Source organism: Blastococcus sp. Marseille-P5729 (assembly GCF_900292035.1).
GTDB lineage: Bacteria > Actinomycetota > Actinomycetes > Mycobacteriales > Antricoccaceae > Cumulibacter.
Genome location: NZ_OMPO01000002.1, coordinates 759,880 through 780,356 on the forward strand (window position 1 = coordinate 759,880; position 20,477 = coordinate 780,356).

The 20,477-nt window shown below is 68.0% G+C and carries 21 protein-coding genes; 8 read left to right on the forward strand and 13 right to left on the reverse strand.

The genetic code is table 11. The features are described 5' to 3' along the window. Positions 1-48: 48 nt before the first annotated feature. Together DAA40_RS16745 and DAA40_RS16750 are read right to left on the reverse strand one after the other, a co-directional pair. Positions 49-459: an acyl-CoA dehydrogenase family protein gene (locus DAA40_RS16745; RefSeq protein WP_234356356.1), complete on the reverse strand. Its 411-nt coding sequence runs from the start codon at positions 457-459 to the stop codon at positions 49-51. Continuing rightward, positions 420-1,310, reverse strand: coding sequence for an acyl-CoA dehydrogenase family protein (locus tag DAA40_RS16750; protein WP_234356357.1), 891 nt, complete (start codon positions 1,308-1,310; stop codon positions 420-422). Before DAA40_RS16750 ends, DAA40_RS16745 begins: the two co-directional genes overlap by 40 nt. 165 nt (positions 1,311-1,475) lie before the next feature. On the opposite strand from DAA40_RS16750, the gene DAA40_RS12175 reads away from it, so the two are divergent. Then, complete coding sequence (locus DAA40_RS12175; RefSeq protein ID WP_106849957.1) at positions 1,476-2,057, forward strand: Dps family protein; 582 nt, start codon at positions 1,476-1,478, stop codon at positions 2,055-2,057. Between the two features lie 11 nt (positions 2,058-2,068). Then, a complete protein-coding gene (locus DAA40_RS16485) occupies positions 2,069-2,236 on the forward strand; it encodes a hypothetical protein (protein ID WP_199849728.1) in 168 nt (55 codons plus the stop codon). 63 nt (positions 2,237-2,299) lie between these two features. On the opposite strand, the gene DAA40_RS12180 is transcribed toward DAA40_RS16485, so the two are convergent. From DAA40_RS12180 to DAA40_RS12185, 3 genes are read right to left on the reverse strand one after another with little or no spacing between them, the layout of a single operon-like run. After that, entirely contained in the window at positions 2,300-3,700 is a 1,401-nt protein-coding gene (locus DAA40_RS12180; protein WP_234356372.1) for a GntP family permease, read from the reverse strand. Next, positions 3,619-3,864: a hypothetical protein gene (locus tag DAA40_RS16755; protein ID WP_234356375.1), complete on the reverse strand. Its 246-nt coding sequence runs from the start codon at positions 3,862-3,864 to the stop codon at positions 3,619-3,621. Before DAA40_RS16755 ends, DAA40_RS12180 begins: the two co-directional genes overlap by 82 nt. 12 nt (positions 3,865-3,876) lie before the next feature. After that, positions 3,877-4,410, reverse strand: a complete 534-nt coding sequence (locus DAA40_RS12185) for a gluconokinase (RefSeq protein ID WP_106849958.1) — start codon at positions 4,408-4,410, stop codon at positions 3,877-3,879. A gap of 112 nt (positions 4,411-4,522) precedes the next feature. Here DAA40_RS12185 and DAA40_RS12190 point away from each other — a divergent pair, with 112 nt between their 5' ends. Together DAA40_RS12190 and DAA40_RS12195 are read left to right on the forward strand one after the other, a co-directional pair. Beyond that, a complete protein-coding gene (locus DAA40_RS12190; protein WP_106849959.1) occupies positions 4,523-6,058 on the forward strand; it encodes a bifunctional 3'-5' exonuclease/DNA polymerase in 1,536 nt (511 codons plus the stop codon). Between the two features lie 16 nt (positions 6,059-6,074). Then, positions 6,075-7,373 (forward strand): DUF445 domain-containing protein, encoded by a 1,299-nt coding sequence (locus DAA40_RS12195; RefSeq protein WP_106849960.1) that lies wholly within the window; start codon positions 6,075-6,077, stop codon positions 7,371-7,373. A gap of 121 nt (positions 7,374-7,494) precedes the next feature. Here the strand turns inward: DAA40_RS12195 and DAA40_RS12200 are convergent, their stop codons facing one another. The 3 genes from DAA40_RS12200 to DAA40_RS12210 are packed head-to-tail and all read right to left on the reverse strand — an operon-like array spanning position 7,495 to position 10,291. Next, positions 7,495-8,352, reverse strand: coding sequence for a septum formation family protein (locus DAA40_RS12200; RefSeq protein WP_106849961.1), 858 nt, complete (start codon positions 8,350-8,352; stop codon positions 7,495-7,497). Positions 8,353-8,359: 7 nt separating this feature from the next. Then, positions 8,360-9,295, reverse strand: coding sequence for a hypothetical protein (locus tag DAA40_RS12205; RefSeq protein ID WP_106849962.1), 936 nt, complete (start codon positions 9,293-9,295; stop codon positions 8,360-8,362). Between the two features lie 45 nt (positions 9,296-9,340). Further along, positions 9,341-10,291, reverse strand: coding sequence for an SDR family oxidoreductase (locus DAA40_RS12210; protein WP_199849730.1), 951 nt, complete (start codon positions 10,289-10,291; stop codon positions 9,341-9,343). Between the two features lie 62 nt (positions 10,292-10,353). Between DAA40_RS12210 and DAA40_RS12215 the strand changes: the two genes are divergently transcribed. After that, on the forward strand, positions 10,354-11,292 hold the full coding sequence (locus DAA40_RS12215) for a YafY family protein (protein ID WP_106849964.1): 939 nt from the start codon (positions 10,354-10,356) through the stop codon (positions 11,290-11,292). Positions 11,293-11,627: 335 nt separating this feature from the next. Continuing rightward, positions 11,628-12,077: a hypothetical protein gene (locus DAA40_RS12220; protein ID WP_158716409.1), complete on the forward strand. Its 450-nt coding sequence runs from the start codon at positions 11,628-11,630 to the stop codon at positions 12,075-12,077. A 98-nt stretch (positions 12,078-12,175) separates the two neighbouring features. Here DAA40_RS12220 and DAA40_RS12225 read toward each other — a convergent pair whose 3' ends face one another. The 4 genes from DAA40_RS12225 to cysS form a co-directional block, all read right to left on the reverse strand. Next, entirely contained in the window at positions 12,176-15,139 is a 2,964-nt protein-coding gene (locus DAA40_RS12225; RefSeq protein ID WP_106849966.1) for an FAD-binding and (Fe-S)-binding domain-containing protein, read from the reverse strand. After that, entirely contained in the window at positions 15,136-16,110 is a 975-nt protein-coding gene (gene rlmB, locus DAA40_RS12230; RefSeq protein ID WP_106849967.1) for a 23S rRNA (guanosine(2251)-2'-O)-methyltransferase RlmB, read from the reverse strand. Before rlmB ends, DAA40_RS12225 begins: the two co-directional genes overlap by 4 nt. Positions 16,111-16,208: 98 nt before the next feature. Beyond that, positions 16,209-16,424 (reverse strand): hypothetical protein, encoded by a 216-nt coding sequence (locus tag DAA40_RS12235; RefSeq protein WP_106849968.1) that lies wholly within the window; start codon positions 16,422-16,424, stop codon positions 16,209-16,211. Further along, positions 16,424-17,800 carry a cysteine--tRNA ligase gene (gene cysS, locus DAA40_RS12240; RefSeq protein WP_106849969.1) on the reverse strand — a complete coding sequence of 459 codons (1,377 nt, stop codon included), beginning with the start codon at positions 17,798-17,800 and terminating at the stop codon, positions 16,424-16,426. Before cysS ends, DAA40_RS12235 begins: the two co-directional genes overlap by 1 nt. Before the next feature lie 179 nt (positions 17,801-17,979). On the opposite strand from cysS, the gene DAA40_RS12245 reads away from it, so the two are divergent. Further along, a complete protein-coding gene (locus DAA40_RS12245) occupies positions 17,980-19,185 on the forward strand; it encodes an MFS transporter (protein ID WP_106849970.1) in 1,206 nt (401 codons plus the stop codon). 97 nt (positions 19,186-19,282) lie between these two features. Here DAA40_RS12245 and DAA40_RS12250 read toward each other — a convergent pair whose 3' ends face one another. Further along, complete coding sequence (locus DAA40_RS12250; RefSeq protein WP_106849971.1) at positions 19,283-19,540, reverse strand: hypothetical protein; 258 nt, start codon at positions 19,538-19,540, stop codon at positions 19,283-19,285. A 138-nt stretch (positions 19,541-19,678) separates the two neighbouring features. Between DAA40_RS12250 and DAA40_RS12255 the strand changes: the two genes are divergently transcribed. Next, a complete protein-coding gene (locus DAA40_RS12255; protein WP_106849972.1) occupies positions 19,679-20,470 on the forward strand; it encodes a hypothetical protein in 792 nt (263 codons plus the stop codon). Positions 20,471-20,477: the final 7 nt, after the last annotated feature.

The window sequence follows — 20,477 nt, forward strand, 5'->3', positions numbered from 1 at the left end:
ATAGTGGTACCTGATCGTCCTCACTAGATTTTTGTGGCGGTAGGCGGGCTAGTGCTGCGACAGCTCGTGGCGGCCGACCACCATGTGGTGGACCTCGTCCGGGCCGTCGGCGAAGCGCAGATGCCGGACGTCGGTGTACAGGCCGGCCAGCGGCGTCCACTGCGACACACCCGCCGCGCCGTGGATCTGCATCGCCTGGTCGATGATCAGGCAGGCCCGCTCGGGCACCATCGCCTTGGCCATCGAGACCCAGATGCGGGCTTCCTTGTTGCCCAGCACATCCATGGCCTTGGCGGCCTTCAGCACGATCAGGCGCATCGCCTCGATCTCGATGCGGGCCCGTGAGATCTTCTCGAGGTTGCCGCCGAGCTTGGCCAGGGGCTGGCCGAACGCCGTCCGCGACATGCCGCGCTTGACCATCAGGTCAAGCGCGACCTCGGCCTTGCCGATGGTGCGCATGCAGTGGTGGATGCGGCCGGGTCCGAGACGCAGCTGGGAGATCTCGAAGCCGCGGCCCTCACCGAGCAGCATGTTGGACTCCGGCACGCGCACGTTGTTGAAGCGGATGTGCATGTGACCGCGTGGCGCGTGGTCCTCGCCGAAGACCTCCATGGGGCCGAGGATCTCCACGCCAGGCGTGTCCTTCGGCACCAGAATCTGCGAGTGCTGCTTGCCGGCGGCGCGTCGGGGCTGGTCTGCACCATCACGATCATGATCTTGCAGCGCGGGTCACCGGCGCCGGAGGCGAAGAACTTCTCACCGTTGATGACCCACTCGCCGTCCTCCAGCACCGCGCGGGTGTGCACGTTCTTCGCGTCGGACGACGCGACGTCCGGCTCGGTCATGACGTACGCCGAGCGGATCTCGCCGTCCAGCAGCGGCCGCAGCCACTGGTCCTTCTGCTCCTGCGTTCCGACGCGCTCGAGAACCTCCATGTTGCCGGTGTCCGGCGCCGAGCAGTTCATCGCCTCCGAGGCCAGCGGACTCTTGCCGAGCTCGACCGCGATGTAGGCGTAGTCGAGGTTCGACAAGCCCTCTCCGGTCTCGGCGTCCGGCAGGAAGAAGTTCCACAGCCCCTCCTCCTTCGCCTTGTCCTTGGCCTTCTGCAGTGCCTCGAGCTGACCGGGCGCGAAGGTCCAGCGGTCGGTGTGGCCCTCGCCGAGACGCTCGTACTCCTCGTACATGGGGTCGACGGTCTCCTTGATGAACCGCTTGACGTGGTCCAGCAGCGGGAGCGCCTCCTTCGACATCCGCAGGTCATTCATCTCGTCCATCGGGTCCATGCTCGGTGGATTCACGTTGTCGCTCACGGCTGCTCCGCTCAAAGTTGACGTCTGGATCAAGATCAACATAACCACGCCCCAGAACCGGCACCACCCCCACGCTTCCTACTTTGGGTGTAGACAACTCCCTGAGCGGGTATTACTCCTCAGAAGCTGACTCACCGTCAGACCCCCGACGGAAGGATCACCACGATGGCGAAGGCCGCCAAGACCGACCGCGCCGACTACACCGTTCCCGGCGTACCGACCACGAAGGGCCACGAGCTCGCAGGCAAGCTGCAGATGCGGCTGCACGCGCTCAACGACCTGGCCCTCACGCTGAAGCAGGCGCACTGGAATGTCACCGGACGCGGGTTCATCGGCGTCCACGAGATGCTCGACCCGCAGATCGATGCGGTCCGGGCAATGGTCGATGAGACTGCCGAGCGGATGGCCACCATGGGCGTGGCCCCGATCGGGACGCCGGGTGCGATCGTCGCCGACCGCACCTGGGACGACTACTCGATCGGGCGCGGTGACGTGTTCGAGCATCTCGCGGCCCTCGATCTCGTCTACACCGGGGTCGTCGAGGACCACCGCAAGACCATCGAGGCCGCGGGCGACGTCGACCCGATCACCGAGGACATGCTGATCGGTCAGGTCGCCCAGCTTGAGCAGTTCCAGTGGTTCATCCGAGCCCACCTGGAGAACTCCGACGGCTCCCTGGTGCACGATGGCGCGCAGGGTGAGCAGGCAGCCGCCGACAAGGCCAAGCCGAAGAACCCCAAGAAGTAGAGGAGAATCGGATGACTCACGACAAGAGCAACGAGCCGATCGACGACAACGATGGCCAGATGACCGACGAGGAAGCCAAGCGCATCGCGTCTGAGCAGACGGCATCGGCGTCCGAAAACGCCGACAAGGCCGGCAAGGACTGGGAAGGCCGCGACGTCGAGCCGCCCAAGCCGGTCTAGGCAACGCCGCTGAACGAAAGAGGGAGGACCCGCCCGGGTCCTCCCTCTTTCACGTCCTGAGAGCTAGACGAAGATCCCGACGATCAGGCAGAACACCAGGCCGACGATCGACAGGACCGTCTCCATGATCGACCAGGTCTTGACCGTCTCTCCGACCGACATCCCGAAGTACTCCTTGATCAGCCAGAAGCCGGCGTCGTTCACGTGCGAGAAGAACACCGATCCCGAGCCGATCGCGAGCACGATCAGCGCGAGCATCGCCGTGGACATGTCCCCGGACTCGGTGAGCGTCTCGACGATTGGGAGCATGATCGCGGACGCCGTGATCGTCGCGACCGTGGCCGAACCGGTCGCGAGGCGGATCAGGACCGCGACGAACCACGCGATGAGGATCGGCGAGAAGCTCGAGTCGGCGACGAACTTCGCGATCACCGTGCCGATTCCGGTGTCGACGAGCGATTGCTTGAAGCCACCCCCTGCGCCGACGATCAGGATGATCCCAGCGATCGGCGGCAGGGACGACGCGACGGAGTCGGCCAGCTCCTTGCGCCCCATGCCCGCCGGCGTACCCAGCAGGAAGAACGACACGATCACAGTCAGCAGCAGCGCGATCAGCGGAGTGCCGACGAACTCGATGGTCTTGTACCACCAGGTTCCCTGTGACTGCGCCGAGGTCACGAAGATCTCGACCAGCGCCTTTCCGAGCATCAGCACGACCGGAACCATGATCGCGGTGATGGTCATCCCGAAGGACGGGCTGGGCTTGGACCGGGTACTGACCGACTTCCCGACAGTGGTCTGCTCGGTGTCGGAGTCGCCGGCCTCGCGGTCGGCGTGGTCGAGGTCCTCGCGGTCGGCATGGTCGGCGTGGTCGGCGTCCTGGTGTCGGGCCTCCTGGTGTCGGGCGTCCTGGCCTCGGGCGTCCTCGACCTTCTCGCGCTCACCCTCGAAGAGGGTCGGCGTGGGCAGCTCGACCCACTTGGCCGCGAGCTTGGCGAACATCGGGCCGGAGATCGCGATGGTCGGAATGGCGATGAGGATGCCCAGACCCATGGTGATACCGAGGTTCGCACCGAGGGTGTCGATGCCGATCAGCGGGCCGGGGTGCGGTGGCACGAGTCCGTGCATTGCCGACAGGCCGGCCAATGCCGGGATGCCGATGCGGATCAGCCCGAGGCCGGAGCGCCACGCGACCAGCATGATCACCGGCATCAACAGGACGAGGCCGATCTCGAAGAACATCGGGAGGCCGATGATCGCGCCGATGATGCCCATCGCCCACGGCAGAAAGGCGGTGCTGGACTTGGAGATGATCGTGTCGACGACCTTGTCGGCGCCGCCGGAGTCGACCAGGATCTTGCCGAACGCCGCGCCAAAGGCGATCAGCAACCCGACGCCCGCGATCGTGTTCCCGACGCCGGTCGTGAAGCTCTCGACCGCGGTGCCCAGATCGGCTCCGGCGATGTCGACACCAGCAGGGCGCCGATGGTCAGCGAGATGAACGCGTTGAGCTTCGCCCACAGGATGAGCGCCACGATCACCGCGATCGCCACCAGCGCAGCGACCACCAGCCGGCCGGTCGAGGCGATCGGCTCGACCAGATCGGCCGCGAGCACCGTCATACTCATCTCGACATCTCCCTACTTCCTCTGCGCGACCCGTGCCACTACGGTGTCGACGATCGTGTCCACCGGTAGGTCAAAGCGAACGACCATGCCGTTCTCCCACTCCTCGAGCGCCTCGAGGGTGTCGTACTGCGATTGCACGAGCGTGGTGGGCATGAAATGCCCCTTGCGCGCCGCGACCCGTTCTACCGCGACCTCCTGCGGACCGTGCAGGTGCGCGAAGAAGACTCCCGGGACGTGCCTGCGGATCACATCGCGATAGACCACGCGCAGCGCAGAGCACCCGATGACCCCACCGGTCTCGGCGTTGTTCGCCAGCCATTCGCCGCACTTCTCCAGCCACGGCCAGCGGTCCTCGTCGGTCAGCGCGTGGCCGGAGGCCATCTTCTCGACGTTAGCCCTGGGATGGAGGTCGTCGCCGTCCGCGAACGGGATGTCGAGGCGCTCGGCGATGCCCTCTCCGACCGTCGTCTTGCCGCAAGCAGTCACCCCCATGACCACGATGACCGGACTCGTGAATCCGGGGGCGCCGGCGGGACTGGCGGACATGATGCACCTCACTAGAGCAAACGACCTTACCGACAGTTAACTCCTCTTCGATCGCTCACCCCGGGGCACCCGGGGTGGGCCGCGTGTCTGCCGGGACGTCCAGAATGAACAGGTGACCAGGGTGATCGGCGTACGCGGTGACGGGACTCCCTGGCTGCACCACGTCGGGCGCACGTCGGAGGTCACCCTGGACGAGCTGAACCAGATCGAGCAAGGCGGGCACCCTCGTTGGCTGATCCCGTCGGCAGCGGCGAGCTATCCGGTGCTCCGCCGCGGCGGCGTCCGGCTCGATCGGTGTTACGACCTCGCGCACGCCGAATCGGTCATCAGCGCGTTCGAGGGCACCCCGGTGGCCGGGCCGGCGAGTGCTCCGCCGACGTCGCTGACCCTGTTCACTGAGGACGACGACGCGGACGCCGGGGCAGTCGCGGCCACCCAGTACGCCGACCAGCAGCGCCGGCTGGCGGCTACCGGGCACGCCGACCGGCTCGGGCTGCTCATCGCCTCCGACAGCGTCGGAGCGCTCCTCGCGGTCGAGATGACCGAGGCCGGGATCCCTTGGGACGCCGCGATTCACGACCGGTTGCTGACCGAGGCACTCGGCGTCCAGACCCTTCCCGGGGCGCGGCCATCGCGGCTGCAGGAGCTGGCCGACCGGATCATCGAGTCCTTCGGCAGGCCGGTCAACCCCGACTCTCCGCAAGACGTGCTTGCCGCCTTCGCACGCGATGACATCGTCCTCCAGAGCACCCGCAAGTGGCACCTCGCCGGCGTCGACCACCCCGCGGTGGCGCCCCTGCTGGAGTACAAGGAGCTCTCCCGGCTGCACACCGCCAACGGCTGGGCCTGGCTGCGGGAGTGGGTGCGCGACGGCCGGTTCCGGCCCGAGTACCTCCCGGCGGGGGTAGTGACCGGCCGGTGGGCGACCCGGGGCGGCGGTGCGCTGCAGATCCCCCGGCGGTTGCGCTCGGCCGTCGTCGCCGACCCCGGCAAGACGCTCGTCGTGGCGGACGCCGCGCAGCTCGAGCCCCGGATCCTCGCGGCACTCTCCCGCGATCCCGGCATGATGCGCGCCGCCGGCGCCGAGGACATGTACGCCGCGCTCGCCACCGAGGCCTTCGACGGACGACGCGACCAGGCCAAGGTCGGGCTGCTCGGCGCGATGTACGGACAGGTCGGCGGCGGTGCGGCGCGACCCCTGCAGGTACTGCGGGACCGCTACCCGCGGGCGCTGCAGCTGCTCGAGGACGCCGCCCGCACCGGCGAGCGAGGCGGGGTGGTGCGCACCCGCCTGGGCCGCACCTGCCCGCCGGGCAGCGAGCGCGACCCCACGCCCGCCCAGGAACGGGCACGCGGCCGGTTCACCCGCAACTTCGTCGTCCAAGGCACCGCCTCGGAGTGGGCCGGCTCCCTGCTGGGGATCCTGCGGCAGCGGCTGCACCGGGCGTACGGCGACACCGACGCGGCGCGGATCGTCTTTTACCAGCACGACGAGGTCATGGTGCACTGCGACGCAGCACTGGCGGACGACGTCATCGCGCACGTCGAGGCCGCGGCGCTCGCCGCCACCCGGTTGCTGTTCGGCGAGACCGAGGTGGTCTTCGGGCTCGACGTACGCGCGGCGAGAACCTACGCCGAGGCCCACTAGCGCATACGCTCATCTGGTGAGTATCGACGTACTGACGCGCACCCCGACCACACCCGAGTCGTTCGGCGGCCTGACCGACGACGAGCGGCGGGCCGGGCTGCGGAAGATGAAGATGGTCGCCACGGGGCTGCTCGTCTTCGCCGCGATCGTCTTCGTAATCTGCGTGATCTGGCAGCGCAATGACGCGCCGGGATGGGTCGGTTACGTGAAGGCCACCGCCGAGGCGTCGATGGTGGGCGCGCTCGCCGACTGGTTCGCGGTGACCGCGCTATTCCGGCATCCGATGGGGATCCCGATCCCGCACACCGCGATCATCCCCAACAAGAAGGACTCCCTGGGCTCGTCCCTGGGGGAGTTCGTCCAGGGGAACTTCCTGACCGGGCCGGTGCTGGCCGAGAAGCTGCGGCAGGTCGGTGTGTCGCAGAAGGTTGGCGAGTACATCGGAGATTCGGAGAACGCGCGCAAGCTGGGCAACAACTTCGGCCACGCGATCGAGGTCGGTGCCGAGATCATGACGGACGACGACGTCCAGGACGCCTTCGACAACATCATCATGAAGCGGGTGCGGCAGGTGGACGCCGCACCGATCCTCGCAAAGCTCATCGACGTCGCCGTCGAGGGCGGCAACCACCAGCACATGATGACTGCCGCGCTCAAGGGCATCTCGAAGTTCATGCACGACAACCGGGCGGTGCTGCGGCTCAAGCTCGCCCAGGAGTCCCCCGACTGGGTGCCGTCGTTCGTCGACGACAAGATCTTCGAGCGGATGTTCAACGGCGTCCAGTCCTTCATCGACGACGTCTCGAACGACGAGCAGCACGCGATGCGCACCCAGTTCGACGTGAAGGTGCGCGAGTACGCCGAGCAGCTGCGCACCGACCCTGAGGCCGCCGAGAAGATCGCCGCGATCCGCGACGACGTGCTCAACCACCCCGCCGTCCGCGAGTGGTCGCAGGGTGCGTGGACGACGCTCAAGCGGCAGATCATCGAGATGGCCGCCGACCCGGAGTCCGACCTGCGCAAGAGCGTCGACTCGACGATCATGCGACTGGGCCGGATGCTGCAGGAGGACAAGGAGCTGCAGCGCAAGGCCGACGGTTGGATCGAGCGCGGCGTGCTCTACATCGTCGACCAGTACAAGGACGACATCGCCGACCTGATCTCCGGCACAGTCGCGCGCTGGGACACCCAGGACACCTCCCGCAAAATCGAGACCCTGGTGGGACGTGACCTGCAGTTCATCCGCATCAACGGCACCGTGATCGGCGCCCTCGCCGGCCTGGCGATCTACACCATCTCCCAGCTCATCGGCTGATCCCCAGCTTCCTCCGTCGACGGCTCATCGGCTGATCCTCGCGGCAGCTCCCACACACGCTCGTCGACCAGCGTCGAAGGCGCGCGGAGAGGACGCAGGATGACAATGCCCGCAACCACCGTCACGTGACCAGCGGAGCTCCCGCTGCTCGGTCGATATAGCAGTCGAAAGTTCCGGTGATCCCGTGTACGCCCGGAATCGCCGCCTTCACCTCACCGGTGACCGTTGGATACGCGGCAGTGACGACGTCCTGACAGACCATCTGCGCAACATCGGCTCCATAGCCGTCCTCCGCCGGGGCCGAGTCCATCGGGGTCTTGCCGTTGCGGACGACGGTGACCAGCGTCTGCGCGTTCGCCTGCGGATCGTCGCATGCGAGGGGCGTCGTACCGGCCGAGTCGACCTTCAGGCACAGCGCCAGTTCCTCGGGCACCGTCCCCAGGTCCAGGCCGGGCGCATCGATCGGGAGCGGCGTCTCGGTGAGGCTCACCAGGTCGCACCGCATCCACCGTTGACCGTCAGCCCACTGGTCCGCGGTCGGCAGCCAGACCCGCGGCGCAAGCGATGTCGCGCGATAGGCCGCCTGGGCCCACTTGTCATTGACGTCGACAGCCGCGGAGGCGAAAGCCTGCCCATAGATCGGCGCGCAACCGGGCAGCACCACGGTCTCCCACGTCTCGTCGTCCGCAGCGTCGAGCCGTTCCCCTGCCTGGGCCAGCTCACCGAGGGCCGTCTCCTGCCCGAGTGGGAGGTCGACGACGTCCACGGTGATGGCGTTGTGCGACGCGGCGCAGTCCGTCGGTTCCTGCTCTGTTGCGGTGACGGCGGACCCGGGATCGAGCTGCTGCCCGGTGAGCTCCCAGCACGAGCCGGCTTGCGGCGCGGCGGCGGGCTTCGCGGACTCCCCGTCCGCATCCGGGCTGCAGGCGACAACGGTGACCAGCAGCGGAACCGTCAGCAGCAGGCGGGCAGCACGCACGACACGACTACTTCAGGAAGGGGTCGCCGGGGGCACGGTCCACATAGCAGTCGAAGCTGCCGGTGAACGAGAACGCGATCGGGAGCGCCGCCTTGCCGTCCTTTCCCGCGTCGGGGTAGGCACTCTGGACGGTGTCCGCGCACATCGCGCCGGCTTGGCCGGAGAAGGCGTCGTAGTCCTGCTTGGCCGACTCGGTAGTGGCGGCGTCGAGCACGATGGTCACGACCGCCTGACCGTTGACGCTCGGGTCGTCGCAGGGCATCGCTAGATAGCCCTCGGCATTGGCGTTCAGGCAGGCGATCAGCTCGTCCGGAACCTCGGCCAGATCGGGCGTGGGGGTCTCGAAGGCGATCGGCTCGGCGGTCGGGTTCGCGATGTCGCACCGCCCCCACCGCGCCCCGCCGTTCCACTCCTCGGCGGTCGGGGGCCACGCGTACCCGTGCAACGTCGAGGCCCTGTACGCCGACGCGATCCCCCCCCCCCCGACATCGACCGCGGCGGCCGCGAACCCCTGGTCCCACGCGGCTCGGCACGCGGGGGCGACGACCGAGCGCCAGTTCGACTCGTGCCCGGGATCGACCGCCTGCCCAGTCGCGACCGCGCCCTCGACCAGCACCTCATGCTCGGGAGGGATGCCGACGACCGCGACGGTGACCGAGTTGTGCTCGGCGCCGCAATCGACCGGGGTAGCGGCCGTTGACACCATCGCCATGCCCTCGTCGAGGTCCTGGGCGCTGAGGTTCCAGCACTGACCGGCTTCTGGAAGAGTGGCGCCGCCGGCGACCGGGTCGACCGGGCCGCCCGGCATGATGCCGGAGTTCGGCGCCTCGCTCGACGTCGCCGCGGTCTCGGATCCGTCCGGGTGCGACTGCTCGTCGTCTGAGGTGCAGGCGGCAAGCGTGAGCATCAGTAGTGCGGCCAGCAGGGATCGGACGATCCGCATCGGGCAACTCCTCGTGTCGGGGACGTTCCGAGTCTGCCACGCGATCTAGCGGTACTCGCCGACCTCGGGGGTCTCCCCAGCCTCCAGCGCGGTGATGTATGCCCACGCGCGCGGTTGGGAACCATCGGTGTCGGTCACGCCGTACTCGCGTCCCAGCACCTCGGACGTCGTCGACCGCTGGTTCCAGCGCGCCTTGTCTCGGTCCGCAGCCATCGCGGCGATGCATCGGCCGGCGTACAGCGGCGACTCCGAGACTGCGAAGCTCTCCGGCGCGACCTCGCCGGTGCCGGTGTCGGTCCATGCCTCCTGCCAGTTCTCCTCGCGGACACCGAACAGGTCGAGCATCATCTCCGAGCGTAGCCAGCCGGGACTGACTGCCACGGCCGTGCATTCGTGCTCAGCGAGCTCGTGGCCGAGGCTGTACGCCAGTCTGATCAGGCCGGTCTTGATCACGTCGAAGTACGCATTGATCCGGTAGTGCGTGTCGTTGTACGCCGCGTCGCCGTCCGTGAGCGTCACGTGCAGGCCGCCCTCGTGGCGGTGCAGCAGGTCCAGGGCACAGGTGGCGGTGAGCAGGTGGGCCTCGAGCACGCCGCGCAGCATGCGGCGTCCGATCTCGACGTCCTGCTTCCAGACCGGCTGCTCCCACTCGCCGTGCAGATGCTCGCCCCCGAGACTGGTAACGAGGACGTCGAGCCGGCCGTGCTCGCGCTCGATCGTGGCTACGAGCTCGCGTACTTCGGCCTCGTTCGTGTGGTCGACGCGCACGGCGATACCCCGCCCTCCTGCCCGGGTGACCAGCTCGGCGGTCTGCTCGATCGTTTCGGGCCGGTCGTACTCCGACCGCTCACCGCCGCCGGACCGGCCCGTGCAGTACACGGTCGCTCCCGCTTCGCCGAGCGCCCTCGCTGCTCCCCTGCCCGCTCCGCGGGTCGCCCCGGCCACAAGTGCGATCCGGCCACTTAAAGTCTTGGTCTTGCCGTTATCTGTCTTCATGCGTTCCATCGTCCGCGGTAACCCTGCCATCTAGTGTCAGGGTTGAGGCGTAGATTCAGCGCATGCGTTCATCACGGTTGCTCGCCATGCTGCTGGCGATCCAACGTACCGGACGTCACACCGCTGTCGCGCTCGCTAAGGAGTTCGACGTCTCGGTGCGGACCGTGTATCGCGACATTCAGGCACTGCAGGACGCGGGCGTACCTTTGTGGACTGAGGCCGGACCCGCTGGCGGCGTACGGCTCATGACTGGCTGGCGATCCCCGATCGACGGTATGACTGGTGAAGAGATCAGCGCGCTGCTGTTCGGGCCGGCCGGTGCCGCGGACCTCGGGATGGCGGCGGTCCTGGCGACCGCGCGATCCAAGGTGCGCTCCGGGCTTCCACCGTCGGTGGTGACGCAACTCGACACCGTCACCGAACGCTTCCACATCGACTCGACGGACTGGTTCGGCGAGCGAGACCCTGGACCGTCTCTCGCTATCGTCGCCTCCGCCGTGTGGGACGGCGGTCGGCTAGACATCCGCTACCGGTCACGGTCCCGGCGGCTCGACCCCGCCGGTCTGGTCCTGAAATCCGGTGTCTGGTATCTCGTTGCCTTCCACCGCGGCAATCCACGAACCTACCGGCTCCAGCGGATCGAGTCGGCTCGCCGTCGAGCAGAGCCTGCCCGCCGCCAGCAGGGATTCGTGCTCGCAGACTACTGGAGCACCGTGGCCGGCGAACTTGATCGAAGCATCCGGCGGCTTGCCACGATTATCCGGCTTCCCGCCGGCTCGGCCGGTTATCTGCGAAGGCACGTTCCCGGGCCATTGACCGCCGAGGCCATCGACGACGCCGAGATCGACGGCGAGCACCTAATAATCACGCTACCGGTCGAGAATGTCGAAGTCGCGACCTTCCAACTCGCCACGGTTCCCGGTATCGAGGTGCTCGAGCCATACGAGCTCCGCGAGTCACTGCGCGCACTCGGCGGTTGCCTGAGCGCTGTGCACGGATAGCGTCGTCCACGCGACAAGGGGCTTCTCACGCCCAATGCCGCTGGCTACTGTCTGACTAGATAACGTCAAGGTCTGAGGCCAGCATGATGAGAGATGAGTTTGATCAGGTTTTAGAACGCTATCGAACAGGGACACAGGACAGCACCGTCTTACCGGAGGTGACACCGCCAGGTAGCGAACCAAGTTGGGATTACTGCTACTCGTGGTTTCGAGCGGGCCGAGGCGAAGACCTTCGCCGAGATTGTCTCGAACTCGGCTATTACCTCGCGAACTGGGGGATGTTTCGCGGATCCGGAGCCCTAATGCGGACTAACCTTACGGCTTTTGTGCCCGTCATGGATGTCATCAATGCGCATGACGAAGAAATGCGCGGGGTTCAACTCGCGGGCTCGAATAGTGAGTGGCGGGCGCTTGAGGAGGTCTACGGCGCCCTATCCGTGACGCTGCCCAGCCATGTCCAACCGAGCGCCACCCTCATCACCAAGGTGATTCTGGGTGTCTGGGGATGCATCCCCGCGATGGACACCTACGTTCTCGCTGGAGTGAGGAAACTGCAGCAAACAAAAGGGAAGCAAGGCATCGCGAGTTTTAATCGAAACTACTATGACTTTATGGTCGAACTCACCCAAACACATACGGACGAAATCGATAGATACCGAACGACGGCAAAACTATCCACATTCAACTCCGACACCACTGTGGGCGCCCCAAACCTCCCGGTCGGGAAGGTGCTGGATATGTACCTGTTTCAAATAGGCACCGAAGTGCTCAATGGAGAAAGTTAAGACCTAAGGCTACGGACTGCCACGTCGGTCGTCGGCACTTTCGGCCTGCGACGTCTCCAAGCGTTCCGCGCTCGTCGACGACCGTATGGGCGCGGTGGCTACTGCATGGCTTCGGCGGCGAGCTCGGCGATGGTCTTCACCTCGCGACCGGCGAGGTCGCGGATCTGGGTCTGGCAGGAGAAGCCGTCGGCGACGACGATAGCGTCAGGATCGGCCGACAGCAGCGGAAGCAGCCGATCCTCGGCGATCCTCTTCGAGAGGTCGGCGTGCTTGGCGTTGAACCCGAACGAGCCTGCGAGACCGCAGCACCCCGAATCCAGCACCTTCACGTCGTAGCCGAGCGCCGTCAGGATCTCGACGTCCGCCTGGTACCCACCGTTCGCGTTCTGGTGGCAGTGCACCTGAAGCAGGACCCGCTTGCGCACGTTCCCCTCTGGCTGCGTCTCGACGTCGCCAGTTCCTCGCTCACTCGAAGACCGTTCGGGCCCGTTCCCAGCACGGCGGGCGATCAGCCATTCGGGGAGGGAGCAGGCGATCTCGCTGAGTACCTGGGCGCGCGGGTCGTCCGGGAACAGGCCCAGCAACTCGTCGCGGAAGGTCGCCAGGCATGACGGCTCGAGGACGACGACCGGCGTCCGCGCCTCGATCGCCGGGTGCAACGACCGCATCGTCTTCTCGAGGTTCCGCTTCGCCGTCGACAGCATCCCGTAGTCGTACAGCGGTCGGCCACAGCACAGGTCCTCCTGCGGCACAACCACGCGTCCACCGGCCGCCTGCATCACCTTGACAGCGGCGATCCCCGCCTCGGGGCCGAGGTAGTTGGTGAAGGTGTCGACCCACAGCACCACGTCGCCCGGCTGCTGCGCGACGTTCTTCTTGAGCCACGCGCGCAGCGTCTCCTCGGCGAAGTGCGGCGCGGGACGCGAGTTGGTGACACCGACCGCCGACTTCAGCACCTTCCCTACCGGCGAGGCGAGTACGCCGTTGGCCAGCGACGGCAGCTTCGAGGCGAACTTTGACCCGTAGCGGATCATGCCCAGCGAGTAGGCCTCGCGCGGGCGCACCTTCCCCTTGTAGTAGTGCGACAGGAACTCCGACTTGAAGGTCGCCATGTCGACGTTCGTCGGGCAATCGGTCTTGCATCCCTTGCACGACAGGCAAAGATCGAGCGCTTCCTTGACGTCCTCGTTGCGCCAGGTCGCCTCCGTGATCTCGCCGCGGAACATCTCCTGGAAGAGCTTCGCGCGTCCACGCGTCGAGTGCTTCTCGTCGCGCGTGGCACGGTACGACGGGCACATCGTGTTCGTGTCGGTACGGCGGCACCGCCCGACGCCGACGCAACGATCCGCAGCATCCTGCAGCGAGTAGCCCTCGTCACCGAAGAAGAAGGTCGTCTTCGACAGCGGGTTGTGCGGCCGATCCGGCCCATGCTTGAGATTGGTGTCGAGCGGGAATGGGTCGATGAGCTTTCCGGGGTTCATCCGGGACGCCGGATCCCAGGCCTGCTTGAACTCCTTGAAGCCCTTCATCAGCGTCGGGGAGAACATCTTCGCCCACAGCTCGGCCCGCCCTTGCCCGTCTCCGTGCTCACCGGAGATCGAGCCGCCGAGCTCGGCCACGATCGAGGCCGCCTTCTCGAGGTACGCACGGTAGTCCTTCAACCCTTCGAGGGTCTCGGTGTGGAAGTTGGAGCGGGTGTGCATGCAGCCATCACCCAGGTGGCCGTACCAGCAGCCGTGGTAGCCGAACTCGTCCCACAGCTTGGTCATCCGGCGCAGGTACTCCCCGAGCCTCTCCGGGGGAAGCGCGGCGTCCTCCCAGCCCTCGACCAGCGGCTCCTCCCCCGGCGGGCGCGCCGTAGCGCCCAGCCCGGACTCGCGCACCGCCCACATCGCCTTCTGCTCTGCGGCGGTGCGGCATATCAACACGCTCGGATTCCCCGGTGCAGCGGCGACTGCCTCCTCGACCATCGCCTCGACGTCCGCCTCGTCGAACGAGCCGAACTCGGCCAGCACCCACCCCTTGCCCGCCGGCAGCGTCGCCAGCGACTGCAGGTGCATGTTGCGGCGACGCATATAGATGGTCAGCTGCTCGTCGACGCCCTCGCAGCCGATGATGCCGCGCATCTGACGGAATGCGGGCGCGTTGTCAGCCGCAGCAAAGATGTCCTCGTATCCGAGGACGACGAGCCGGCGGTGCGTGGGCCATGGCACGAGCTTGAGCTTGGCCTCGGTCACGACCACCAGGGTCGACTCGCTGCCCACCAGCGCTCGCGCGATGTGCGGGCCGCCCTCCTCGCTCAGCGAGTCCAGGTTGTAGCCGCTCACTCGGCGCGGGATGTCAGGGAACTCCGCACGTACCGCCTCGGCGTACTTCTGGCGAATGTCGGCGATCTGCCGGTAGATCTCCCCGGTGCGACCAGGCACGCGCGTCAGCTTCGCCAGCTCGTCCTCGCTGATCTTGCCGACGTCGAGGGTGTGCCCGTCGTAGGTGATCACCCGAAGCGACTCAATGTTGTCGACGGTCTTGCCGGCGTACACCGAGTGCGTGCCGCAGGAGTTGTTGCCGATCATTCCGCCGATGGTGCAGTAGGCGTGCGTGGCGGGATCCGGCGCGAAGGTCAGGTCGTGCTTCTCGGTGACCAGGCGCAGATCGTCCAGCACGATGCCCGGCTGCACCCGCACCCAGCCCTCCTCGACGTTCAGCTCGACGATGCGGTTCATGTGCCGCGAGAAGTCGATAATCAGCGCGACATTGCAGGACTGACCAGCGAGGGAGGTTCCACCACCGCGGGACAGGACGGCGGCGTCCACCTCGCGGGCGCAGTGGAGCGCCCAGGCGACGTCGTCCTCGTTGCGCGGAAACACCACGCCCAAAGGGATCTGGCGGTAGTTTGACGAGTCGCTGGCGTACGCCGCCCGCGTGCCACTCCCGAACTCGATGTCCCCGGTGAACCGCTCCTGGAGCAGCTCCTCGAGCCGCAGCCGGCTCGCCTCGTCAACAGTGTTGCGGTCGATCTGCGTTCCTGGACGTCCCGGCATGCCGAGGTCGACCGTGGTCATGCTTGCTGTCCTTCCTGACCAGCGCCGCGGGCGCTGGCGACCTGCCACAGGGTGACCGACGCGGCCACCGAGGCGTTGAGTGATTCGGTTGCTCCCGACATCGGGATGGAGACGATCTGGTCGCACTTCTCCGCCACGAGTCGCGAGAGCCCCTTGCCCTCCGATCCGACGACGATGCACAGCGGATCGCCTGCCATGTCGAGGTTCTGCAGCTCGACATCACCGTCGGCGGCCAGACCGACGACGAACACGCCGGCCTTCTGGAGTGCTACGAGCGCGCGCGACAGGTTCGTCACCTGGGCGATCGGCAGCCGAGCGGCCGCACCAGCCGACGTCCGCCACGCCGTGGCCGTCATGCCCGCGGCGCGGCGCTCCGGCACGATGACGCCGTGCGCGCCGAAGGCGGCTGCCGACCGGACGACGGCGCCGAGGTTGCGCGGGTCCTGGACGCCGTCCAGCGCGACCAGCAGCGGCACCTGCCCGGCGTCCACCGCCGATGCGATCATGTCGGCCGGGTCGGCGTACTGGAACGGTGGTACGGCGATGCCGAGGCCCTGATGCAGGGCCCCGCCGGTGAGGCGGTCCATCTCGCTGCGCGCCACCTCCTGGATCGGGATGCCGCGCTCGTTGCAGATCTTGATCGCCTCGCGCACCCGGTCGTCGATGTCGGTGCGCTCGGCGATGTAGAGCGCGGTCGCGGGAATCTCGGCGCGCAGCGCCTCGACCACCGGATTGCGACCGACCAGCAGCTCGGGGCCACCGCTCTGCCGCCGCACCGTCGACGTGCGCCCGGCGACCTTCTTCGCGCCCTGGGACCGGCGGTATGCCTTGTGGTTGGGGCGGTCCTCGGCGCGAGGCGTCGGTCCGCGTCCCTCAAGCCCTTTGCGGCGCTGGCCGCCAGACCCAACGACCTGGCCCTTCTTGGTGCCGCTCTTGCGCATCGCGCCTTTGCGTTGGGAGTTACCGGGCATGACAACCCCGGGTCGCAGCGCGGCTGGTCGACGACGTCGGTTTCTGGCTCACCCCGACATCCTACGGCGCCGCGCACGAGCGCCCGGCCGCGCGAGTGTCAGCCGGCCGTCGGCCAAGCGGCGCGCCGACGCCCGCTGCCGCTCTCCCATTCTTCCACGCTCATCGAGTTCCATCTCGCGTACCAATCGGCACACCGAGCGCACCACTCCTGCCCGTCGGCCATCGTCGTGACGGCGATGCTGCCGAAGCACAGTTCGCAGATCGGGAAGAGCGCCCCCTCGTTGATCGACAGCGTGCTCGCCTCCTGCACCATCAGATGCTCCACTTCGGGCCGTCCGGGGTGTCCTCGATGGTAACTCCGCGTGAGGTCAGCATGTCGCGGATCTGGTCCGCACGCGCGAAGTCCTTGGCCGCCCGAGCCTCGGTGCGCTGCGCGAGCAGGTCGTCGATCGCCCACCCCAGATCGGCACCGCCCGCTGACGCCCACTGCGGGTCGAGCGGGTCCAGACCGAACACGTCGAGCATCGCCCGCGCCTGCGCAGCGAGATCGGCGGCGTGTGCCTTGTCCCCGGCGCCCAGCGCCGAGTTTCCCTGCCGGACGACGTCGTAGACGACGGCGATCGCGCCCGAGACGTTGAGGTCGTCGTCCATCGCGGCCACGAACTCCTCCGGCAGCGCGACGTCGGCGACCTCGCCGGTCACGCCCGACCGCTCGATGAACCCCTCGATGCGCGAGTAAGCCGCCCGCGCCTCCTCCAGCGAGTGCTCACTGAAGTCGACCGTGGAGCGGTAGTGCACGGTTGCGAGATAGAAACGCAGGTCGACCGGCCGCGAGTCCTTGGTCAGCTCCTCGATCGACAGCGTGTTGCCCAGCGACTTCGACATCTTCTCGCCGGCCAGCGTCACCCAGGCGTTGTGCATCCAGAACTGCGCGAACTCGTCCCCGGCCGCGCATGACTGCGCGATCTCGTTCTCATGGTGCGGAAAGCGTAGGTCGATGCCGCCGCCGTGGATGTCGAACTGCGCTCCGAGATAGCGCCGCGCCATCGCCGAGCACTCCAGGTGCCAGCCCGGGCGGCCGCGGCCCCACGGGGTGGGCCACGACGCGGTCCGTGGCTCGGACTGCTTGTATGCCTTCCACAGCGCGAAGTCCCGCGGGTCGCGCTTGCGCGCATCAGTATCGGTGTCGTCGGCGGGCTGCAGCTCGTCGACCTTCATCCCGGTCAGCTCGCCGTACCGCGGCCACGACTTCACGTCGAAGTACACGTCGCCGTCCGAGACGTAGGCGTGCCCCCGGTCGATCAGCTCGCCCATCAGCTCGATCATCTCGGGGATGTGGCCGGTGGCGCGCGGTTCGTAGGACGGCGGCAGGACGCCGAGCGTGTCGTAGGCGGCGGTGCCGACCAGCTCGTAGCGGTAGGCCCACTTCCACCAGTCGACGCCGTGCTCGGCAGCCTTGTCGAGGATCTTGTCGTCGATGTCGGTCACGTTCCGGATGAACGTCACGTCGTACCCCGAGCGCATCAGCCAGCGGCGTACGACGTCGAAGGCCACCGCTACGCGCATGTGGCCGATGTGCGGCGGTCCCTGCACGGTGATGCCGCAGACGTACATCGAGACCTTGCCCGGCTCGACCGGCACGAACTCGCGCACGGCTCGTGTCTTGCTGTCATGAAGGCGAAGGGTCACCCGGTCGATCTTACGGGTGGGCCTGCCGGGTGGCGGGTGGGCCGGGAAGCCCCGCGAGGCCGGGCCGCACCCGCGACCCCTCACGCACGTAGACTGGTCGACGCACAGGGACCCTGGCGCGACCTGATGGGTGGGTAGGCGCGCCGTCCGCCCCGCCGCACCCTGAGGTCCCGCATCCGATGTCAGCCATCGCCGCCTACCGCCAGCTCTTCGCGTACTCCGGCCTGTCGTACGTCGTCTTCGCCTTCTTCGGCCGACTGCCGCTGGCGATGAGCCAGATCGGCACGCTGCTGCTGGTCCAGGACGCCACCGGCTCCTACGGCATCGGCGGGTTCTGCGCCGGAGCGCTCGCCGTCGCGAACGCCGTCGGAGCCCCGTTCTTCGGCTCGCTCGCCGACCGGATCGGACAGCGCCCGGTGGCGCTCGTCCAGTCGCTCGCCGGCGCCGTCGGCCTCGCGGCGGTCGTCGTCCTGACCTGGATGGACGTGCCGTGGCCGTGGATCGCGGTGGTGGCTGCGGCCGCGGGCCTGGCGATTCCGCAGGTCGGTCCGCTCGCGCGGGTGCGGTGGCGCCCCATGACCGCCGCCGCGCCCAACCAGGGCCGGCTGGTCAGTACGGCCTTCTCCTACGAGGGCGCCGCGGACGAGGCGACCTTCGTGCTCGGCCCGGCGCTGGTCGGCCTCGCCATCGCCGTGGTCTCGCCCGGCTTCGCTGTGCTGCTGGCCGCCGCGGTGCTCGGGGTCTTCGGTACGGCGTTCGCGCTGCACCGCACCGCCGAGCTGGTCGGACGTCGACCGACGGACGAGCGAGCCCCCGGCCGCCTGCTGACCGCCGGAATTATCGTGCTGACCGTCGCTCAGCTGACCATCGGGATCATCTTCGGCTCGGTGCAGACCGGCAACTCGGTGGTCGCCAACGACGCCGGTCAGCCCGGCCTGACCGGCCTGCTGCACGCGCTGCTCGGCGTCGGCAGCGTCGTGGCCGGAGTAGCGATGGCGGTCATCCCGGACCGCTTCCCGCTGCCGCGCCGGATGCTGGTGTTCGCGGTCGCCTTGCTCGTGCTGTCGTTGCCGCTGCTCTGGGTCGGCTCGCTCGGCTGGCTGGTCGTCATCCTCATCGTGCTCGGGTTCGCGGTGGCACCGTTCATGATCACCAACTTCTCGATCGCCGAGCGGATCACCGACCCGGCGCGCACCGGCGCCGCCATGACGCTGCTCGCCGCGGCGACCGGTCTCGGCTACGCCGTCGGTGCGGCGATCGCCGGCCGACTGGCCGACAGCGGCGGCGCGACCCCGGCCTTCGCGGTCACCGTGGCCGCCGGCGTCCTCGCTGTGCTGGTGTCGATGCTGGCCGGCCGGGTCCTGCGCGCTGACCTGCCCGGCTAGTCCTCGAAACGCCACGACCTGGGCGCGTAGTCGCTGAACCGGGCGACCTGCGCACGCGGTCAGGGTGGTGCCACGACCTGGGCCACAGTCGCGGAGGTCAGCGGCGGGGGTCCTTGGACCGGTCCAGGATGATCGGCTGCTCCGTGGTGCCCTGGCTGCCGTGCCGGACCGTGCGCTCGATCTGCGCTTCGACCTCGATGGAGCGCACCCGCACGACTCGCCAGCTCTCCGTCGGGCTGTCCGGCGGCAGCGCGATCTGGGCGGCGAGCGCCTGAACGAGCTCCGGACTGGGGCTGTCGATGATGAACCTCCGGGTCGAGCTGCTGTTGCTCTCGGTGTCGTGGAACCCGGCCATGACCTACCCCCTGCTCGGTGTTGCCCGACAGCGTAACGGCCAGCCGCCGCCGGGGCGGGCATTTCTCCTCCCACGGGATGAGCGGTTCGGACCCGGTGGATGACGCACAGGCACTGCCGTGCGGCCGACGATCGAGTCATGAATCCACGTACTGTGTCCGCTCTGCTCCTGGCGGCCCTCGGGGTCGTCGTCCTGGCGCTGTGGGGCGACCCGTTCAGCCTCCAGCTCGTCGCCTACCTCCCGATCCTGATCGCCGGCTGGCTGACCGGCAGCGACAAGGCACCCGCCGCCGGCGAGGTGCTCGGCTCCTGGGTGCTCTGGCGCTCGGTCCTGATCCTGGTCGCGGCCGGCGTCCTGTTCTGGCTGGCGCGACGCACCTGGCCGCGGGAGCATCTGCTCGGGCACCTCGACCGCCCTCGGCTACGGCGGGTGCTGTACTCGTCGGTGGCGATCGCCGCGGCCTGCCCGCTGTTCTACGCCGTCACCCGCATCGCGTGGGTCCTCGGGATCCCGCTCGGCCTGGACGCCGAGTTCCTCGAGTCGATCCAGTCCATCGTCAACAACGGCCTGGTGCTCGGGCTGCTCGCCGTCGGCGGCGCCGTCCTGACCATCGGGCTGCTGCGGCCGTGGGGCGAGGTGTTTCCGCGGTGGATGCCGTTCGTCGGTGGGAAGCCGGTGCCGGTGCGGTTCGTGACGCGGTTCGCGTGCGGCGTGGCGTTCCTGGTCGCCGCCGCGAGCGCCTACTTCATCCGCGCGATGGTGACCGGCAGCGAGATCTCGATGGCGCCCGCGGGCGCCGAGCGTTACTGGGGCGCCTGGCTGCCGGAGATGGTGTGGCCGGTGTGGGCACTCGCGCTGGCTGTCGCGGCCGTCGCGTACGCCGAGCGCCGGCGTCGCGCGGCGACCGAGGCGTACGCGCCGGCTCGTTAGGCTGGCC

Coding starts and splice junctions, on each gene's coding strand:
- DAA40_RS12235 (WP_106849968.1), bottom strand. CDS start 16,424: ATGGTGCAGGAGGCGAGCACGCTGTCGATCAACGAGGGGGCGCTCTTC.
- rlmB (WP_106849967.1), bottom strand. CDS start 16,110: ATGCCCGGTAACTCCCAACGCAAAGGCGCGATGCGCAAGAGCGGCACC.
- DAA40_RS12175 (WP_106849957.1), top strand. CDS start 1,476: ATGGCGAAGGCCGCCAAGACCGACCGCGCCGACTACACCGTTCCCGGC.
- DAA40_RS12220 (WP_158716409.1), top strand. CDS start 11,628: ATGGATGTCATCAATGCGCATGACGAAGAAATGCGCGGGGTTCAACTC.
- DAA40_RS16755 (WP_234356375.1), bottom strand. CDS start 3,864: ATGAGTATGACGGTGCTCGCGGCCGATCTGGTCGAGCCGATCGCCTCG.
- DAA40_RS16745 (WP_234356356.1), bottom strand. CDS start 459: ATGCGCACCATCGGCAAGGCCGAGGTCGCGCTTGACCTGATGGTCAAG.
- DAA40_RS12245 (WP_106849970.1), top strand. CDS start 17,980: ATGTCAGCCATCGCCGCCTACCGCCAGCTCTTCGCGTACTCCGGCCTG.
- DAA40_RS12215 (WP_106849964.1), top strand. CDS start 10,354: ATGCGTTCATCACGGTTGCTCGCCATGCTGCTGGCGATCCAACGTACC.
- DAA40_RS12225 (WP_106849966.1), bottom strand. CDS start 15,139: ATGACCACGGTCGACCTCGGCATGCCGGGACGTCCAGGAACGCAGATC.
- DAA40_RS12250 (WP_106849971.1), bottom strand. CDS start 19,540: ATGGCCGGGTTCCACGACACCGAGAGCAACAGCAGCTCGACCCGGAGG.
- DAA40_RS16485 (WP_199849728.1), top strand. CDS start 2,069: ATGACTCACGACAAGAGCAACGAGCCGATCGACGACAACGATGGCCAG.
- DAA40_RS12185 (WP_106849958.1), bottom strand. CDS start 4,410: ATGTCCGCCAGTCCCGCCGGCGCCCCCGGATTCACGAGTCCGGTCATC.
- DAA40_RS12255 (WP_106849972.1), top strand. CDS start 19,679: ATGAATCCACGTACTGTGTCCGCTCTGCTCCTGGCGGCCCTCGGGGTC.
- DAA40_RS12205 (WP_106849962.1), bottom strand. CDS start 9,295: ATGCGGATCGTCCGATCCCTGCTGGCCGCACTACTGATGCTCACGCTT.
- DAA40_RS12210 (WP_199849730.1), bottom strand. CDS start 10,291: ATGAAGACAGATAACGGCAAGACCAAGACTTTAAGTGGCCGGATCGCA.